The organism is Clostridium thermobutyricum, from assembly GCF_000371465.1.
GTDB lineage: Bacteria > Bacillota > Clostridia > Clostridiales > Clostridiaceae > Clostridium > Clostridium thermobutyricum.
Genome location: NZ_KB850956.1, coordinates 2,032,785 through 2,052,872, shown reverse-complemented (window position 1 = coordinate 2,052,872; position 20,088 = coordinate 2,032,785). Strand labels below are relative to the sequence as shown.

General features: G+C 24.6%; 15 protein-coding genes and 1 riboswitch. Of the genes, 11 read left to right on the top strand and 4 right to left on the bottom strand.

Going from position 1 to position 20,088, the window contains the following annotated elements; genetic code table 11:
* Positions 1-6 precede the first annotated feature (6 nt).
* The 3 genes from HMPREF1092_RS09570 to HMPREF1092_RS09565 all read left to right on the top strand — a co-directional run bounded on the left by HMPREF1092_RS09570 (position 7) and on the right by HMPREF1092_RS09565 (position 3,207).
* Entirely contained in the window at positions 7-1,113 is a 1,107-nt protein-coding gene (locus tag HMPREF1092_RS09570; protein ID WP_002598466.1) for a toll/interleukin-1 receptor domain-containing protein, read from the top strand.
* 261 nt (positions 1,114-1,374) lie between these two features.
* Positions 1,375-1,551: a hypothetical protein gene (locus tag HMPREF1092_RS17205; RefSeq protein WP_002598465.1), complete on the top strand. Its 177-nt coding sequence runs from the start codon at positions 1,375-1,377 to the stop codon at positions 1,549-1,551.
* 405 nt (positions 1,552-1,956) lie between these two features.
* Positions 1,957-3,207: a hypothetical protein gene (locus HMPREF1092_RS09565; protein WP_002598464.1), complete on the top strand. Its 1,251-nt coding sequence runs from the start codon at positions 1,957-1,959 to the stop codon at positions 3,205-3,207.
* Between the two features lie 365 nt (positions 3,208-3,572).
* Here the strand turns inward: HMPREF1092_RS09565 and HMPREF1092_RS09560 are convergent, their stop codons facing one another.
* Positions 3,573-5,054, bottom strand: coding sequence for an aminotransferase-like domain-containing protein (locus HMPREF1092_RS09560; RefSeq protein ID WP_002598463.1), 1,482 nt, complete (start codon positions 5,052-5,054; stop codon positions 3,573-3,575).
* A gap of 160 nt (positions 5,055-5,214) precedes the next feature.
* On the opposite strand from HMPREF1092_RS09560, the gene HMPREF1092_RS09555 reads away from it, so the two are divergent.
* The 4 genes from HMPREF1092_RS09555 (at position 5,215) to HMPREF1092_RS09545 (ending at position 9,196) form a co-directional block, all read left to right on the top strand.
* Positions 5,215-5,826: a LysE/ArgO family amino acid transporter gene (locus tag HMPREF1092_RS09555; RefSeq protein WP_002598462.1), complete on the top strand. Its 612-nt coding sequence runs from the start codon at positions 5,215-5,217 to the stop codon at positions 5,824-5,826.
* Positions 5,827-6,455: 629 nt separating this feature from the next.
* Positions 6,456-6,620, top strand: coding sequence for a hypothetical protein (locus HMPREF1092_RS17200; protein ID WP_002598460.1), 165 nt, complete (start codon positions 6,456-6,458; stop codon positions 6,618-6,620).
* A gap of 191 nt (positions 6,621-6,811) precedes the next feature.
* On the top strand, positions 6,812-7,396 hold the full coding sequence (locus HMPREF1092_RS09550; protein ID WP_002598459.1) for an NINE protein: 585 nt from the start codon (positions 6,812-6,814) through the stop codon (positions 7,394-7,396).
* Between the two features lie 534 nt (positions 7,397-7,930).
* Positions 7,931-9,196 (top strand): hypothetical protein, encoded by a 1,266-nt coding sequence (locus HMPREF1092_RS09545; protein ID WP_002598458.1) that lies wholly within the window; start codon positions 7,931-7,933, stop codon positions 9,194-9,196.
* 21 nt (positions 9,197-9,217) lie between these two features.
* On the opposite strand, the gene HMPREF1092_RS09540 is transcribed toward HMPREF1092_RS09545, so the two are convergent.
* Positions 9,218-11,725: a cation-translocating P-type ATPase gene (locus HMPREF1092_RS09540; RefSeq protein ID WP_002598457.1), complete on the bottom strand. Its 2,508-nt coding sequence runs from the start codon at positions 11,723-11,725 to the stop codon at positions 9,218-9,220.
* 122 nt (positions 11,726-11,847) lie between these two features.
* Positions 11,848-11,938: riboswitch (NiCo riboswitch) on the bottom strand.
* A 142-nt stretch (positions 11,939-12,080) separates the two neighbouring features.
* Here HMPREF1092_RS09540 and HMPREF1092_RS09535 point away from each other — a divergent pair.
* The gene (locus HMPREF1092_RS09535; protein WP_002598456.1) at positions 12,081-12,563 is read left to right on the top strand and encodes a methylated-DNA--[protein]-cysteine S-methyltransferase; all 483 of its coding nucleotides are present in this window, start codon (positions 12,081-12,083) and stop codon (positions 12,561-12,563) included.
* A 152-nt stretch (positions 12,564-12,715) separates the two neighbouring features.
* On the opposite strand, the gene HMPREF1092_RS09530 is transcribed toward HMPREF1092_RS09535, so the two are convergent.
* The gene (locus HMPREF1092_RS09530) at positions 12,716-14,134 is read right to left on the bottom strand and encodes a basic amino acid/polyamine antiporter (RefSeq protein WP_002598455.1); all 1,419 of its coding nucleotides are present in this window, start codon (positions 14,132-14,134) and stop codon (positions 12,716-12,718) included.
* Between the two features lie 289 nt (positions 14,135-14,423).
* On the opposite strand from HMPREF1092_RS09530, the gene HMPREF1092_RS16515 reads away from it, so the two are divergent.
* Positions 14,424-15,296 (top strand): alpha-amylase family glycosyl hydrolase, encoded by an 873-nt coding sequence (locus HMPREF1092_RS16515; protein WP_081606309.1) that lies wholly within the window; start codon positions 14,424-14,426, stop codon positions 15,294-15,296.
* A 63-nt stretch (positions 15,297-15,359) separates the two neighbouring features.
* Here the strand turns inward: HMPREF1092_RS16515 and HMPREF1092_RS09520 are convergent, their stop codons facing one another.
* Positions 15,360-16,751, bottom strand: coding sequence for a radical SAM protein (locus HMPREF1092_RS09520; protein ID WP_002598453.1), 1,392 nt, complete (start codon positions 16,749-16,751; stop codon positions 15,360-15,362).
* 916 nt (positions 16,752-17,667) lie between these two features.
* Between HMPREF1092_RS09520 and HMPREF1092_RS09515 the strand changes: the two genes are divergently transcribed.
* Entirely contained in the window at positions 17,668-18,402 is a 735-nt protein-coding gene (locus HMPREF1092_RS09515; RefSeq protein WP_341349171.1) for a MurR/RpiR family transcriptional regulator, read from the top strand.
* 126 nt (positions 18,403-18,528) lie between these two features.
* On the top strand, positions 18,529-19,968 hold the full coding sequence (locus tag HMPREF1092_RS09510; protein ID WP_002598451.1) for a glycoside hydrolase family 1 protein: 1,440 nt from the start codon (positions 18,529-18,531) through the stop codon (positions 19,966-19,968).
* The last annotated feature ends 120 nt before the right edge of the window (positions 19,969-20,088 follow it).

The following is a 20,088-nucleotide window of genomic DNA, read 5'->3' as shown; positions in this document are numbered from 1 at the left end:
GATTATATGACAATACCAAAAGTATTTATATCATATGCACATGATACAGAACAATTTTCTGATAAAGTATTAGAATTTTCAAATAAATTGAGAGAAAATAATATAGACGCAAATATTGACCAATATGAGGAATGTCCATCAGAGGGATGGCCAAGATGGATGGAGAATCAGATTGAAGATTCGGATTATGTAATTATAGTATGCACCGAATTATATTATAATAGAATTAAGAATTTTAAAACAAAAGAAGGTAAAGGGGTAAATTGGGAGATAAATATTATATATCAGCATTTATATGAATCATGTTGTAATAATACTAAATTTATACCAGTAATTTTTAATGATTATAGTACTACCAAAATACTAAAACCACTTCAAAGCTCAACATACTACTATGTAGATAAAGTTAAGGATTTTAGAAAGTTGTGTAATAGAGTAAAAGGTATAAAAAATACTATAAAACCACCATTAGGAAAAGCTGTAGGGGATTTGGAAAAAACAGGGGATAAAATAGTAGAACCAAAAGATAGGAAAAATATGTTTGTTACTTCAATGATAGATACAAAATTGTGGGATAACGCTAAATGGAGTGGCATTGCATATATTTTTGACAAAAAAGATAATGAGCCTCCAGTAATGGCTTTTGTATACAGAAATGAAGAAATGGCAAATAGAATATTTGAAAATTGGAAAAAAATCTGTAAAGATGATATATTGAATGAATTAAAAATTAGTATTATTGAGAAAAAGAATATAGGCAAAAAAGATGGATATTTTGTTTATTTAACAAGCAATATGGAGGAAGTTGTAAAAAGAGCAGAAAAACAAGGATTTTATGTGGATGAATCATTATATGCCATAATTTCAAGATTTACATATATGGAAATAGATATTTTTAAAAATAATCTTGCGATATTTAAAAAACAAATACAGGATAAAAAAGAATTTTATATTGCTCCAGCTATAGTAAGTGATAAAAAGGAACAATTTAAAATAGATGATATTTTAATGAACTTAAAAATTAAAATGAATAATATAACATTTGTTAATTTTGAAGATTTAACTGAGAATGATTTAGAATATTCAGTGGTTTTAAATTCAGAACATAATTAAATTTATAGTATAAAAATACAGGTGTTAGAGTAATTTTATTGGGACATATAGTTTATATATTGTGTATTTGGATAAACTTATTTATAAGGTAATATATTTTATATATGGAATATGCTGTAATGTATATGGTTTTATAATCATTTAAAAATATATTACATAAAAAATAATACATATACTATAAATAATGTGTTTAGCAAAAAAGAAGTAAATAGAAATATAGTTTAAATCAAATATAAAGTTTTTAATTAGGAGTTTTAAGTTATGAAAAGATATATTTTTACTAATATACTTAATGAAGAGTCTTCAATAATAAAGGCAGAAGATTTAGAAGATGCAATAATAAAAATGGTACTTAAACATAAAAGGATGGGATTAGGTGCTATAACTTTTGATGAAATAAATGAAAAATATATGATAAGACAAATAAAAAATGTATAAATAACTATATTATGATTTGAAATTTAGTTTATATTTTTAATTTTATTAATATATTATAAAGATAGATTGTGTTACAATTTAAAAATTTGACTACGATATAGCGTCAGGACATGGTGAGACTGTAGTTAAAGTAATTAAGAAATAAGTTAATTTATAGAATTTAACATTAATAAAAGGCACAAAGAAAATTACTTTGTGCCTTTTTATTTTTGTATAGTCTAATAGAAAGTATTTATAATAAAGCAAAAAGAAAAGAAAGAGTATAGGAATATTATATGTAAAATTATAATTATTATTTAAAAGAGATATTAGGAATTTTTATATATTTAAATTAGGAATTTTTTTATTTTTTTAGGGAATAAATAAAATGAAGTAAACAATAATTATATAAAAGGAGTGAGGAATTTGAAATTTAATCCATTTGAAGAAAAACCAGTTGACGTAAAATCAACAATTCAAAGCTGGGGAGAATTATATCCTAAACAATATCAATATAATAAGAATGAGGTAGATCCATATACTAAGACACGTATAATTCTTATGAATGGAACTGAATTTGAAGCTAATTGGTTTTCTCATCAGTTTTCAAGACACTGTGATAACAATGATTTAAGAAGAGAAATTGCAGAACTTAGAAGAATTGAAAAACAACAACAAATGAAAATAAGCAATTTAAGACCACTAGATGAAACTATTCTAGAAACAACTATTAGTTATGAACAATTAGCAGTTGATTTAACAGCAGCTTTAGCAAAGAGTGAAAAGGATAAAAATGTTAAAGCAGCATTAGATTTTGCTTTATTAGAAGATTTTGACCATTTATATAGATATGCTGATTTATTAGAAATGGATCAAGGAGTGAGAGCAGAAAACTTAGTTGGTAAGTATACTGAAATTATGCCAGGTCGTCCAACTATAGCACATCATAGATGTCCTCACGATAGTATGAGAAAATTTGCTGATTTTAATAAAGCTGATTTAAAAACAAAATTAAATATCAATATAATAACAGCAGCTGAACAACAAACAATGAACTACTATATGAATGTAAGTTCATTATATAAAAATGATATTGGAAGACAATTATACTTAGAAATTGGTATGGTTGAAGAACAACACGTTAGCCAATATGCTAGTTTAAAAGACCCAAGATGTACTTGGTTAGAAGAGTTATTAATGCATGAATATACAGAAGCATATCTATATTATTCTTGCTATATGACTGAAACTGATGAGAACATTAAGAAAATTTGGGAACAATGTTTAACTCAAGAAATAGCTCATTTACATAAAGCAGCTGATTTACTTAAAAAATATGAAAAGAAAGAATGGCAAGAAGTAATACCAAATGCTGATTTCCCACAAATATTAGAATTAAAATCAAATAAAGATTATGTAAGAGATATATTAAAAACTGTAAATCTAACAGCTGATAAAGAAGGCTATATAGATGTATCTAAATTAGGAAAAGATAGTGGATTCTATAAATATCAACAAAAAGTTAATAAAAATGTAGATGATGTTGTAAGTCATACAGTTATAGAAAAATATATAGATGAAAATGGAGAAGATTACAGATATCAAGAAAAGCCTCATCCAATATCTGAATTAGACGACAAAAAGAAAGATAATACTACTGTAGGAAGAATTAGATAAGAAAATACTACTAAAAATTTAGGAATTGTTTTATTAAAGAAATTAAAGCACTAAGTAATTTTACTTAGTGCTTTTTGGATAATGATTTAAGTTGATAATTATAACTTTATAAATTATTAGAGTGTTTAAAATATTATTATCCATACATATAGTATATATAAAATGATAATAATTATTATTAAATATATAAATTTTTATAATTTGATGAAAAATATAATTAAGCATATTAGAAAAGTATACAATAAAGATAATTATTAATTTAATTTACTTATATAACTCTTTATAGCATTTAAATACTAAAAAATAAATTTAAAGAAGTATCTTTAACAATTTTAATGAAATAGATTATAAATAATACTATAATTTTAAGATATATTACGAATTATTTTTGATAATTTACATATAGCATTTCTAAAAGTTAAGCAATCTTCATAGGCATAAGAAATACGCAAAGAATGATTTGCTTTAAAACTATAAATACTTCCGATATTTAATAATATATGTTCTTTAAGAGATTCTTTAAATAGCTTATCAATAGAAATATTATTTTTTAAAGTTAACCAAATATAAAATCCACCTGAAGGAATATTCCAAGTTCCTAAGTCTTTAAAGTATTCATTAAGAGAGTTAATTGCATTGTCACGTCTAATTTTTAATTCTTTTCTTAGATAAGTTAAATGTTCATCATATAATCCACTTTCAAAAAATTCTGTTAAAACTAATTGAGATAGTGAGCTAGCACCATAGTCAAGTTGCATTTTTACATCTCCTAATCTTTCTATTATAGATTCAGGCCCAATAATCCATCCAATTCTAAGTCCAGGTGCAAGAGTTTTTGAAATTGTTCCAACATATAGAACCATTCCATTTACATCCATAGATTTAAGTGGAAGTGGAGGGGCTTCATCTATCCATAACTCGCTATAAGCACAATCTTCTATTACAGGAAGTTGATGCTTTTTGCAAAACTCGAATAAATCTTTTCTTCTTTTAGTTGTCATTGTAGTTCCAGTTGGATTTTGAAAGCTTGGAATTGTATATAATAAGCAATTATATAAATTTCTATCTATTGTTTTTAATGAATTATTTATGTCCCAATATTTTATTCCTTCATTATCCATAGGAATTCCAGATAAATTAATTCCAGCAGATTGAAATATTTCTAGTGATTTTAAATATGAAGGATCTTCAGTAAATACTGTAGAACCTTTTTTTATCATAGATATTGATATAAGTTGTAATGCTTGTAATGAGCCAGAAGTTATAAGAATAGAAGAAGGATTAGCATTTATTCCTAATTTTTTTAATCTATTAGAAATTGCTATACGTAAATCTATTAAACCTAAAGGTTCAGTGTAATTTAAAGAATAAGCTTTAGTTGATAATTTGTTAAATATTTTATTCATCATGTGATGTGGAAAAAGACCAGGAGAAAGCTCACCAGTTCCAAGGCGAATATAATCTTCAAATTCTAATTTTATAATAGTTTGTATAGTTGAATTATTAGATTTAAATAAACCTGATTTAACATATTTATTCCAATCTAAATTTTCTTTTGATATAAGTAATGACCAAGTATTACTTATTATTTTTGTTCCTCCTCCAAAGCTACTTTCAATAATTCCAAGAGATACAAGCTCATCCATAGCACTTACTATAGTACTTCTATTAACATCAAATAATTTTGAAAGTTCACGCTGAGAAGGTAAATAGCTTCCAATAAGCCAATGGCCATTAGAAATTTTATTACATATATATTCTACAATTTGAAGATAAATAGGTTTGTCTAAATTTTTATTAGGTTTCCAATCTATAATAACAGTTTTATGGTTTTCTTTAGTTTTCATATTTAGTCCTCCAAAAAATAAATTTGGTTGGGTTGAAAAGTAATGTTTGGTTGATTACTTTTTAAAAATAAATATTTATAATTATATCATGACTAAATAAACAGAGAGTTAACAAAAAAGGCTCTTATAAATTTGGTTGGTTACATAGGAGGAAAAATAAATGGGAGTTTTTTTAGAAGGATTTTTAATGGGATTTGCTTATATAGCACCTATAGGTATGGAAAATCTATTTCTTATAGATACAGCTCTAACTCAAAAGAGAAGAAGGGTATGGTTAACAGTATTAATTGTTTTAATATTTGATGTAAGTCTTTCATTAGCCTGTTTCTTTGGTATTGGAGTGTTAATGGAAAAATCAAAGATTTTAGAAATGATAGTACTTTTAGTTGGAAGTATAATAGTTGCTTATATAGGTATAGGATTGTTTAGACAAACAACGTCAAAAGAAAAGCAGAATGTAGATATTCCAATATTAAAAATTATAACAACAGCTTTTATTGTTACATGGTTTAATCCTCAAGCAATAATAGATGGAACAATGATGCTTGGTGCATTTAAAGCAACTTTATCACAGGTAGATTCATATACATTTATTTTAGGAGTAAATATAGCATCTTGTGTTTGGTTTTTTGGAATGACTACATTAATTAATATTATAAAAGATAAATTTACATATAAAGCGCTTAATATTATAAATAAAGTTTGCGGAATAATACTTGTATTCTATGCTATAAAATTGTTTATAAACTTTGTTATGATGATTCATTTTTAGAAATTTTATTTAGAATATTAAAAGTGTATATTATGTAATATTAATTTAATGATTTTATAAATATTGAAAATATATAGATATATTGGTAAAATTTAAGCAATGATAAAATTAAGGCAGTTTTTATATAAAACTGTCTAATATAATAATTAAGGGGAGTTTTTATGAAAAAAAAGGTATTAGCATTACTTATTGTAGCATCAATTGCAACAATGGTAGCTTGTGGGTCAAAAAGTCAAGAATCTGTTTCTAGTGGTAAAACACAAATTGAAAAAAATTAAGAGTCTAAAGAAGAAGCAGAGGCTGATAAGAATAAAGATGAAGATATAAATAAAGAAGATAAAAAAGGAGAAGGAGAGAATAAAGTAGAAGATACAACATCAATTAATAGTTCTACAAAAATAAAAGGAACTTCAACTTTTAGAATATATAATGTTGATAGTAATGATTATAAGTTAGATCAAATAGCAGCTTTTAAAACTAATGATTTAACAATAAAAGAAAATTTAGATAAAATAGCCTCAGAAGTTCAAAGAGTTATTTTTCCTGAGTTAAAATTAAAAGTTGAAGGGGTAAAAGATGGCATAGCAAAAGTTAATTTAACAAATGGAATAGATAAATGGACTGATTATATGCAAGGTTCAACAGGTGGAGAAGTAACACAAAAAATACTTATAGAAAACTTTCTACAAAAGAGTCATAAAGGAGAATGGATTAAAGGGGTTAAGTTCACTTTAGATGGTAAAGATATAAAAATGGATCATGTTCCTGATTTAGAAAATATAAATTATAGATAAAATAAATATAATAAACTATAGAAACTTATATGAAAAGGCATTAGAAATTTAACTTCTAATGCCTTTATATGTTAGTTAAAAGTATGATAATAATTATTATTATATATTTATAAAAATTTCGCTTTACATTAATATAATACTAACAAAAAATTGGTAAAATGTAAAATCATAGCGACTAAAGGAGAAAATATATGAAGTGTAATAAATGTGGAAGTGAAATTAAGAATGAAGCCTTAGATCATTGTTTATGTTGTGGAGAAAGGATTGAAAGAAAATCTTGTGTTAAACTTAGTACTCTTTTTTTTGGTGGTGAGTTTGGACTTCATAGATTTGTTTCAGGAAGGTCGATTTCTGGAATGATAATGTATATAGTAGGAGTAACTACATTTATACTAGGAAATTTTACAGGAGCTTTAAGCAATTTAATAACTACTTTAGGGAGTACTACTTTAATAGTATGGATGATAGTTGATTTTATATTAATAATTAATAATAAGTTTTATGAGATAAAACCATTGAAAAAACCTAAAAAATATAAGTCTATAGCTTTAATTTTAACAATTTTATTAGGATGGACAGGAATTCATAAAGTATATTTAAAGAAATATTATTCTGGAATTACAATGGCAGGTGTATCATATAGTATATCTTATTTAATTATTGGAAATGAAACTGGAATATGGACTAATGTATGTGCATTACTAATGTTTATTTTATTAATATGGATATTAGTAGATTTCGTGTTAATATGCATTAATTTCTATAAGTTAGATTAATCAATTCAATAATATAAGTTGAAATAAAAGTTAAACTTAAGTAATTAAATATAAAATATAATAACTTAAGTTTAACTTTTTTATATTTATATTGTTTTATAATCTTGTAGTTAATAAAAAGAATATTTTATTTATATAAGTAGTTTTTAAATAAAAAAATGATATCTAAAATAATTTTAGATATCATTTTTTTAGACTTAAATTTTTAATATTGTTTTATAAATAGCATAACTTAAAAACGGTGTTAATAAGAAGCTAATTATAGAACTAAATTTATAAGTAGGTTATTTAGGGAAAAATCAATATAATATTTAAATAACTTAAGTGAATAGATTTAATAATAATAATTTCACTCAATTATTTTTTATAATTGCAAATTTGAAAGTTATATCTTTAGTTAATTTATATAGATATATTTATAATTTAATTATACAACATCACTCTTGAAAATGTTTACTTTGGTTTCGTTTTAACAAATACTTCAAATTTAAAATTACATGTTATAATATAAAAAAGGGTAATTTGGGGAATTTTATGAAAAAATATTTTATAGCTGGAATTATATATATTTCTAGTATTTTTGTTGTTCGTGCTTACGATGAAACAAGATTTTTTGTTAATTTAGAAAGTCCATATAAAAAAAATAATGTTTTAGTTGCTGAATATAATATAACTAATATGCCTTATTTAAATAATATTGGTTATGAAAATGAAAATTTATATGCAACAAAATATGTTTTTGAATTAAATAAAAATATGAAGTTAAAAGAAAATGTAATTTATTATAAAGATGAAATTTTAGGGATTAGTACGAAGATAGATGATAAATTATATGGTGAAGTATTTACTGTTTCAGGAAATCATAAAATAGAAAATAATGAACTTCTAAAATATAAAACAGAAACAGAATTAGAAAAAATAGATAATTTAAATGTAAAAGAAATGAAGGTTAAGGTTAATAAAGATAAAACACTAAATTTTTTAGAGTCTAAAGATATTAATTATTCTTTAGAATCATTTCAAAATGAGAATTTAGACGAGAATAAGATAAAAGATATTACATATAGTGAAAGGGTATTTTCAAAAACTTTAGATAAAATAATGAAAGAAGTTAGTAAAAATAAAGAGGAGCTTAATAGTTTAAAAAATGCTATTAAAATAAAAAATTCAAAAGAAAATTTAATAATTATACAATTAATAGATTCCTTTGGAAAATGGGAAAAATTCATAGTGGCAGATTTAGATAAAAATAAATACTATTTAAGTGATTATAAAGAGTTAGAAGCTTCTTTTGCGAATGAATTAAATAAAAAAATAGATTATATTAAAGAATCAATAAAAAAAGATAATTTTATATATCTTGTATTTGAAAGTGGGAATATTTCTAAAATTGAAATAAAAGGAGATAAATTAATAGAAAATAATATTTATAAATCAAATAAGAATATAATAAATTGTACATTTATTGATGATTATATATATTTAATAAGTAGTGATAGTTTGACAGCTTTTAATATTAAAGAAGAAAAAGAAGAGGTAGTATTAAAAGACAATAGAAAAATAAATAATGGATTTGAATTAGATTTTCTTGATAATAAAAATATATTAATTAGAAATATAAATGGTGGTAACAGTATTATAGGAAAATTAGAAGGAGATAAAATAAATATTATTTCAAAAATAAATGCATCTATGAATTATTACGGTTATATTGATAATGGAAATTTGTTAATTTATAATCAAGAAGGTATAAATGGAGCTTATAATGAAATTTTATATATTTATGATATAAACAAATAGACATGCATAAGCATGTCTATTTTAATGTTTTCTATTTTTAATAAATTTAACTATTTCATACCACAATATAGAAACAGCAGATATTGCTATAACTAAAAGTAGATTTGACAAACTTAAAGCTGATAAATTTAAAATTTTTGATAAAGGAGTATATAAAATTATAAATAATCCTATTATAGTTCCAAAAGTAATAGACCACATAACTTTATCATTTTTGAATTTTTTTATTGATTTATAAATATAGTCTTTGCTTGAGCTATTTACTTGAACTAAAAGTAAATTAGATATAATTATTATTGATAATCCCATTGAACGTGCTACTTCGATAGAGTTAATATTATTTTGTAAATATATATAGTAAGTGCTAAAAGAAGCTATAAAAAGAATTAAGCCTTGTATAATACTCTTAAATATAAGTGTAGAGGAAAGTATATTTTCTTTAGGATTACGAGGCTTACGTTTTAATATATCTTTTTCAGCTGGCTGTCTTTCTAACACAATAGAACAAGTTGGGTCTATAATAAGTTCTAATAATACTACATGAACAGGAAGGAGCAATAAGGAGTTAGAGCTAATACCTAAAAGTGGTGCTAAAAGAGAAGCAAAAGCAATTGGAATATGAATAGTAAATATATAACCTATTGATTTTCGTATATTATCATAAATTCTTCTACCATCTTTTATAGTTTGGACAATAGTTGAGAAGTTATCATCTAAAAGAATTAAATCAGCAGCTTCTTTAGAAACTTCAGAACCCCTTTTACCCATTGCAATTCCTATATCTGCATATTTTAAAGCTGGAGCATCATTAACACCATCTCCTGTCATTGAAACTACATCTCCATTTTCTTTAAATGCTTTTACTATTCTCATTTTATGAGATGGAATAACTCTTGAAAATATATTTGTATATTTAACTTTTTCTCTAAGTTCTTCATCACTCATTTTATCAATCATATCACCAGTTACTATTGAATTATTATTAGGAAGTCCAATTTGATTAGCAATAGCACTTGCAGTAATTCCATTATCTCCTGTTATCATAACTACTTTAATTCCTGCATCTATACATTTTTTTATATCTTTTTTTATAGAAGGGCGAGGAGGGTCCTGAAGTCCTATAAGTCCTAAAAATTTTAAAGAGCAATCTTCTAATTCATTAGGTATATCATCTATGGAATCTAAAATCATTTCTCCAACAGCTATTACTCTTAAACCTTTTGAGGACATAGAGAATATTTTTTCTTTAATTAAATTAAGTTCAGCTGGTTTTAAATTGCAAATAGATAATATTTTTTCAGCTGAACCTTTTGAGGCAATAGTTATTTTCCCATTTTTAAACCATACATGTCCCATCATTTTTCTTTCATTAGTAAAAGAATATTCTTTTATTAATGTTCCATTAAAAAGCTTATCTTTATTAATATTGTTTTTTTCGCAATAATTAAGCATAGCTTTTTCCATAGAATCATATGGATTTGTTTCACAAGCCATACCCATAATAGTTAAAAGATTATTTTTATTATTATCTAGAGACCATATATCTGTTACAGTCATTTTATTCATAGTAATAGTTCCAGTTTTATCTACACATAAAACAGAAACTGCTCCTAAAGTTTCAATAGAATTAAGTTTTCTAACTAAAGAATTCTTTTTAGCTAAACGCCAAGCTCCCATTGATAAGAATACTGTTAAAATAACAGGAAATTCTTCTGGTATCATAGCCATAGCCAAAGTTATTCCAGATAAAATACTTTCTATAATTCTATCTGTTAAAGGAAGATTAGAAAGATTTATATAAGTTGCGATACAAACTAAAATAAATAAAATTAGAGCTATATAAGCACAAACTTTAATTAGTTTATTAGTTTGTTTTTGAAGTGGAGTAGGAGAATCTGGAGCTTCAACAATATTAACTCCAATTTTACCATATTCAGTTTCAGTACCTATTTTTTCTACTTTTACTATGCCAATTCCTTGAGTTACTAAAGTACCAGCATAACAATAATTTTTTTTTAAATAGTCATTACTGTTATCACTTAGGGTTTTCCAAACTCCTTCAGATTCACCTGTTAATGATGATTCATCAACACAAAGGTCATTAATTTTTAAGAGGAATCCATCAGCTGGAATTTTTATTCCCTCAGATATAATCATTAAATCACCTGGAACTAAATCTTCACTATTAATAGTAGTTTCAATTCCATTTCTAATTACTTGAATATGAGGAGAAGATAAAGTTTTAAGTGCATTTAAAGTTTTGTCCGTTTTCCATTCTTGAAATACATCAATGCTAATTATAGCAACTATAAATACAATCATTATTATTCCATCTCTTGGTTCACCTAAGATAAAATAAATAGTTGAAGCTAATAACAAAAGTAAAAACATAGGTTCCTTTAAAACATCTATAATTTTATTTAAGAAGTTTTCTTTCTTTTTTGGAATAAGTATATTTTTCCCATACTTATTTTGCAATTCTGTTGCTTTTTCATTAGTTAAGCCAACAAGCTCTTTTGTACTTGTCATAAAAGTTACCTCCATTGTATTCTTAAACTTATAAGAATTTTTTTTATGATAGCTTTATGGCACTGCAATAAATAATTTTAAATTATTATTTTAAACAAATAAAAAATACCCATAGAACAAGTTACTGTCCCACAGGTATATAATATCCTGTTGCCTAAATTAAGGCCCGGCTCCCATAAATAAAAATTTATTGGCCTGATCAGTTTGTACTGTGAAGTTGAATGCAGCGCAAAAAGATTATAAGTTATAATATTCATATCTATTTAAAATAGACACTTATTTTAAATGAAAAAGCAAAATAAAATTAAAAAATAATATTATAATATTAATATAATAAATAAATTAGGAGGACTATATGGAAGAGATTTATTTTGGATTTTATAATTCTCCAATAGGACTAATACAAATAGAAACAACTAAAACTCATTTAGTATCAATTGAAATTATTGAAGAAACTAAACAGGATGGGAAATCTAAAGAAACTGATGAAAAACCAGAAATTTTAAAAAAGGTTATAAAAGAGTTAGAAGAATACTTTTTAGGAAAAAGAAAAAATTTTAGTATAGATTACATACTTGATGGAACAGAATTTCAAAAGAAAGTTTGGAGAGCATTGACAGAGATACCTTATGGGGAAACTGTTTCATATAAAGACATAGCTTTAAAAATTGGAAATGAGAGAGCTTGTAGGGCTGTAGGAAATGCAAATAATAAAAATAAAATTTGTATAATAATACCTTGCCATAGAGTTTTAGGTAGCAATAAATCTTTAGTTGGATACGCACATGGAATAGATAAGAAAAAATGGCTATTAGATCATGAAAATAAATTTAAGTAATAGGCGAAAAATTGTTTTTACATAATTAGTGAGTATAAATATTTAACAATTTTTTTGTGAAAATTTTTTAGACATTATATAAATATAATATTAGTAGAATAAAAAGGAGCTATTTCCCTGATTAATAAATCATGAGAAATAGCTCCTTTTTATTAAAATGCAGATACTTTACCAGTTGCTAATAAATAAATTGCTAAAATTCCTAGAATAACAATTATTATTGCAATTATAACTTCATACCAAGCATCAAATAGTTTTTCTTTTCTTTCTTTTTTAGCCCATATAAAGAATATAAGACCAATAGCAAATAATATACAATTTAGTAGTATATATTTAACTCCAGCAGCGTATAAAATCCAAACTGTATATATAACAGCAATAATTGAAATTATACAATCTTTTAATTTAAAGTTATTTTTACCTTCAGTAAAAGTTAACTTTAAAGAATACAAAGCACTTAAGAAATATGGAATTAATATAGCTGTAGAAGCTATTGTATATAAAACTTGATATCCACTATTAGAAAAATGTGAAAATAATAATAATATTTGAGTTACTATAGTTGTAAGCCATAAAGAAATACTAGGAGATTCAAATTTATTTTCCTTAGCTAATATTTTAGGCATAACACCGCTTTTAGCAGCAACATAAGGAAGCTCTGCTGTTATAACAGTCCATCCAAGTAATGCCCCTGTTAAAGCTATAATAAGTCCAATATTAATTATTATTGCACCCCATTTTCCAATGGCTGCTTGTAATATATAAGCTAATGATGGATTATGTAAGCTTGCAAGTTCAGGTCTTTTCATAACACCTAAAGCCAGTATAGTTATTAAGATATATATAGCAATTGCACTACTTAAACCAACAATAGTAGCTTTACCAACATCTTTTTGGCTTTTTGCTCTTCCAGAAACTACAACAGCTCCTTCAATACCAACAAAAGACCATAATGCAGCAATCATTGTACTTTTAACTTGAGTGAAAATACCACCTAAATGAGGATTTCCCCAAAACTCAAAAGTAAAGTTTTTGAAATTAAAAAATACTATACAAACTATAATAAATAAGATTATAGGAAGTATTTTTGAAATAGTAACTATTGCATTAACTAAAACAGCTTCTTTAACTCCTTTTAAAACAAGAAAGTTTACAACCCATATTATTAATGATCCACCTATAATAGAAGGCCAATTGTTTCCATTTGGATTGAAAATATTGAAAAAATAAGATAAAGATCCAAATATTAAAGTAGCATAAGCTACATCTCCAAATATAGAACTAAGCCAATATATCCATGCCGAATTAAATCCAATATATTTTCCAAAACCTTCACTAGCGTAACTAAAAATTCCTCCAGTCAAGTCAGGTTTTTTACTAGAAAGCATTTGGTAAACAAAAGCCAATCCAAATACACCTATACCTGTAATTAACCATCCAATCATAATAGCAAATGGTCCTGCACCTTCAGCAAGTTGAGATGGCAAGCTAAAAACTCCTCCACCAATCATTGCTCCTATTATAAGAAATACAAGACCGAAAAAGCCTAATTTTTTTTCGTTGTTTTCCATTATAATTTTCTCCTTTGTAAAACATATTTTATTTATTTTTTGTCATTTTATACACTTTTATTTGAAACATTATTATTAAGGATTTTGGGATAAATATTAGCCAAATAAATTATGTTCAATTATTTATAGCATTATTATATTAATTTTATAGCACGATTATATTAAGAATTTATAAATATACAAATGATTTGCATAAAAAAATAAAATGTTTAGTATTTTGTATTTTTATATACGAATTTGGCAATAATCCTATATAAATATAATTTGTATTTTATAGGAGGAGAAAGATATTAGAATATTACATTTATTCAATTATTACTTAAAGGATATAAATATAGATAAAGTTAAAGATCAAGGATTTGATGCAATTCAAATAAGTCCTATACAGCCATTAAAAGAAGAAGGACAAATACCTTGGTATTTACTTTATCAACCTATAAATTTTTCTATAGGAAATCAATATGGAAGTAGGGAAGAGTTAATTAAATTATGTAATGAATCAAAAGAAAATAATATAAAGATAATAGTAGATGTAGTATTAAACCATGTGGCAGGAAAAGATAATGGAGAGCTTATTCCAAGCGAAAAAGTAGACAATGATATAAAGAGCAATCCAGATTTTTTTAAAGATAATAGAAATATTATTAATTATGAAGATAGAAGAGAAGTAATAGATTTATGTATAGGACTTCCATGTTTAAGATTAGATAATTATCAATTACAAGATATAATTATAAAGTTTTTAAATGATTTGATAGATTGCGGAGTAGATGGATTTAGATTTGATGCAGCAAAGCATATAAAATTACCATCTGAAGGAAGTGACTTTTGGATTAGAGTTTTAAATAAACTTAAAAGAAGAGATTTATTTAATTATGCTGAAGTTATATTTAGTCCAAAAGAAATTTTAGAAGAATACTCTAAATATGTAAATGTATTAACTGAAAGCGAAGCTTTAAATGAAGATATTAGTATATCTTTTGTTGAAAGTCATGATAGTTATTTAGAATTTTGTTATACAAATAAAATTAGTAGTGAAGATATTATAAAAAAGTATAAAGAGTTGTGTAGAAGAAGAAAAAATACTTTATTTTATGCAAGACCTTTTGATAATACTTGGCAAAGAGAAGAAATAAAAATAATACATCAAAAAAGAGAGTAACTTATAATTTCAGTCACTCTCTTTTAATGTATATATAACTTTTAGGTAATTGGCATATAAAAATTATTTTTTACGATTTGCTTTTTCTAATGCTTCATCCATTATTTCAATTCTTGATTTAACATTTCCTTGCATTTCAGGATAAAGTTCTTCCCAAGCTTTACGAGCATGTGGAGTAAAGTTTCTTGCTAAATCTTCTAATTCTTTTTGGAATTTTTCATCTTCAAGCATTGCTCTAGCACTCTCATCAGTTGGTCTAGCTCCAACTTCTTTAACTATTTTTCTAACCATGTTTGGATTATCAATCATCATACAAGGTTTTAAAAGGTTTTTGTTATATGGTTGATATTTTAATAATGTCTTAAAGAAGTTTCCTGAGAATATTTCTTCAAGAGATTTTTCTCTTATATTATCAACTGTAAAGTGAGCGAATACACATGGTTCTACATCACCAGATGCAGTAATGTGACAGTAGTAAGTTCCTGCTATACAACCACCAACATATGGTGAATCATTGAAGAAGTCTACTGTTAAGTAAGGTTTAGTATGTCTTATTTCACTAGTTCTTGCTCCAAGTCTTAATCTTTGTTCTGGATTTAACATAAGTGAAGTATCTGGTTTTGAACCTATTGGCATAAACATGAAGTACCATCCAATGAATGCTCCTTTGTTAATTGCCATTTCAATAAATTCTTCTGATATAACAGTATCTATGTTAGGTGCACCTGTAGCTGATGAAATACCAAATGGTATTTTTCTAGCTTTAAGCTTGTCCATTCCTTCCATAACTTTATCAAAAACGCCATCTCCACGTCTAGCATCAGTATCTTCTTTATATCCTTCAAGTGAGAACATTGGAAGAACGTTTTTAAGTTTTAATATTCTATCAGCAAATTCATCATTAAATAATGTACCATTTGAGAATGTTAAGAATTCTACATCAGGATATTTTTCGTAGATTTTCCACATGAAATCAACGAAGTAAGGTTCTCCACCAAGAACGAACATAAAATGTATTCCAAGATCTCTAGCCTGTGAAACTATGCTATCTACTTCTTCGAAAGTTAATTGTTTGCATTTATCCCAATCATTAGCATAACAACCTACACATCTTAAATTACATTTCATAGAAGGACTTATTAAAAGTGCGAAAGGTACACGTCCTCCAGTTTTAGCGTAGAAATTATCTCTTTTTTCTCCGCCTTCCCACATTCCTTTAACAACGAAGTTTCTAAAGAAAGTTTTAACTATTTCAGGATCAGCTTCTTCTCCAACTCTCTTTAAGATTTCTTTTACTGAAGGAATTTCATTATAGAAATGTTCCATCTTTTCAATATTTTCTCTGTCGTAAGGATTTCTTACTAATTTCTTAGCTATACTAATCATTTTTCCAACATTTTTTTCTGGATTTTTTTCTATGTAAGAAATTAATTGTTCTAAAATTATTTTTTTCATAATTTTCACCTCATAATAAAATTTTTTTAATGTTAATTTTGGTGTATAAAATTTTTCTTCTCACAACATGTTATATCATATTTTTTTATAAACAAAAAATTGGATATACTATTAACAAAAAATAAAATCCTTTTAATGGATATAAAAGATTAAAATGTAAAGAATAGAATAGACAATTAACAGATAGTGCTAGAATAAGTTACAAAAATATAGTTAAAATTTAAATGATATTAATATTTGTAGACAAGAGTGTGATTTAAATCATAAAACTATATATGATAAAGCATTAACAAAATATAGACATAAACAAAAAGAATGAATTGAATTATATTCATAAAGTTAATAAAATGTACATAAAGTAAATAATCAATTCTATAAATTCATTAAAAGGATATTTTTAGTAAAATATAAAATAGCTTGTATACAAAGTTAATTAAAAAAATAGAAAAAAAATATATTTAAAATTAATAAAAAATTAATTTAGAAAAAATAAATGAAATACAAAAGAGTAAGGTGGAATAATAATACAAAAAAACTGTTGAAAAAAATAATTATGATATAAAATTAAAATAAAAAAAGAATATATATATAAATATTTGCATTTATTTTATTAAAAACATAAAAGTAAAGGAAAATAATAAATGATTAAAGAATAGTATTGAGATATAAATTAGATTATAACTATTAAATACTTGATATTTATATTTTGATATATATTATATTTAATATGAAAAAGGTATGAATTGAATATTTTATAGTTATAGCCTAGAAAAATAAAAAAAACTATTTAATAAAAATGATTTTAAGAAAAAATATGTTAAATAATAACTAATTTCTATAATAAAAAGCTATAAAATATATGATAAAATAATAACAACAAAAATAGAAAATATTATAAATTTTATAGGAGGAAAAAATTATTTTAAATATAGATATAAATAAATTAAATAGTTTAGAGGTAGAGATTTACAAATACATTTTAAATAACAAAGAAAAAGTTCCATATATGACAATAAGAGAATTATCTGAAGAAATTCATATATCTACAACTTCTATTTTAAGATTTTGCAAAAAATGCGGAGCTGAAGGATTTTCAGAATTTAAAACTGTTTTGAAAAATAATAATAATTTAGATAAAATAGAAAAGTCTTTTGGGGAAGTTGATATTTTAGATGAATTTTCTAAAAATCTACCTATGATAAATAAAAATATAGAAGAAGTAGCACAAAAGATAAAAAGGAAGGATATAATTCTTTTTATTGGTTTTGGGAATTCTGGATCGATAGCTTCTTATGGAGCAAAATATATGGCTCATTTTGATAAATTTACAATAAGTATAGATGATCCATATTATAATTTAAATGCTAAAGCTTTAAATAATAGTGCGGCCATAATAATATCTGTATCAGGGGAAAATATATCTAGTATAGAAATAGTTGAAAAGCTCAGAAGTATTGGAGTAGAAACAATTTCTATAACAAATAAAAGAACCAGTACTTTAGCAAGGTTAACTGATTATACAATTAACTATTATATTAGTAGAGAAGGATATACATATCCGGATAGTAAATTTTTAGAATATGGAGATGTAACATCTCAATTGCCAACTATATATATAATAGAAAGATTATCTAAAATTATAGGAAAATAATATAAAACACTATGTTTTTTTATAGTAACAAATAACTAAAGAAAGATATTTGTTACTATATTTTTATTTGAAGGGTTTTTAGAAAAATGTTGTGATAATATAAAGGCAAGGAAAGGGGATGTGTTTATGAAATATGATAAGTTAGATAGTTTTGATAAAAATTTTCTATGGGGCTCAGCTTCAGCAGCATATCAAGTAGAAGGTGCATTTGATAAAGATGGAAAAGGAAAATCAGTTTGGGATATATATTCTAAAATTGAAGGAACAACTTTTAAAGGAACAAATGGTGATGTTGCAGTAGATCATTATAATAGATATAAAGAAGATGTAGCTTTAATGAAAGAATTAGGACTTAAAGCTTATAGATTTTCAATTAGTTGGGCAAGAATTTTTCCAAAAGGAAAAGGAGAAATAAATAAAAAAGGATTAGAGTTTTATAGCAATTTAATTGATGAATTAATAAAAAATAATATAGAACCTATTGTTACAATATATCATTGGGACTTGCCACAAGCCTTAATGGATGAATATGGTGGTTGGGAATCTAGAAGTATAATTGAAGATTTTAATAATTATTGTATTACTTTATTTAAGGAATTTAAAGGTAGAGTAAAGTATTGGGTAACTTTAAATGAACAAAATATATTTATAAACTTTGGATATGGAATAGGAATGCATCCACCAGGAGTAAAAGATTTAAAAAGAATGTATGAAGCAAATCATATAGCAAATTTAGCTAATGCAAAAGCAATTTGCTCTTTTAGAGAAATAATAAAAGATGGTATGATAGGTCCAAGTTTTGCATATAGCCCAAGTTATTATAATTCACCAAATCCAGAAGATGTTTTAGCAGGTGAAAATGCAGAGGATATGAATTCAGGTTGGTGGTTAGATGTATATTGTAACGGTAGATATCCTAAATTAACTTGGAAATACTTAGAGAGAAAAGAGTTAACTCCTAAAATAGAAAAAGGAGATTTTGAACTTTTAAAATTAGGTAAGCCAGATTTTATAGGATTAAATTATTATCAAACTACTACATTTGAAGAAAATTCGTTAGATAGTAATATAACAGAAGGTAATTTTAATAATTCTGGTAAAAAAGGTTCATCAAAAGATAGTGGAATACCAGGAGTATATAAAACTATAAAAAATTCATTTTTAGAAACAACTGATTGGGATTGGACTATTGATCCAGAAGGATTAAGAATAGCTTTAAGAAGATTAACAAGCAAATATAATCTACCTATTTTAATAACTGAAAATGGATTAGGTGCATTTGATAAAATTGAAGATAGTAATAAAATACATGATGAATATAGAATAGATTATTTAAAAGCACATGTTAAAGCATGTAAGGAAGCAATAACTGATGGAGTAGAGCTTTTAGGATATTGCACATGGTCATTTACTGATTTATTAAGTTGGTTAAATGGATATCAAAAAAGGTATGGATTTGTTTATGTTGATAGAGATGAAAATGAAGGTGGAACCTTAAATAGATACAAAAAAGATAGTTTTTATTGGTATAAAAATGTTATAGAAACTAACGGAGAAGATATATAAATTAAAAACTTCCACGAAATTATCGTGGAGGTTTTTCTTTATTTATAAAAATATGAACAAAAATATTCTATTAATTCAAAAAGATGTAATTAATTTGAGCGAAAATTACAAGAGTAAAAA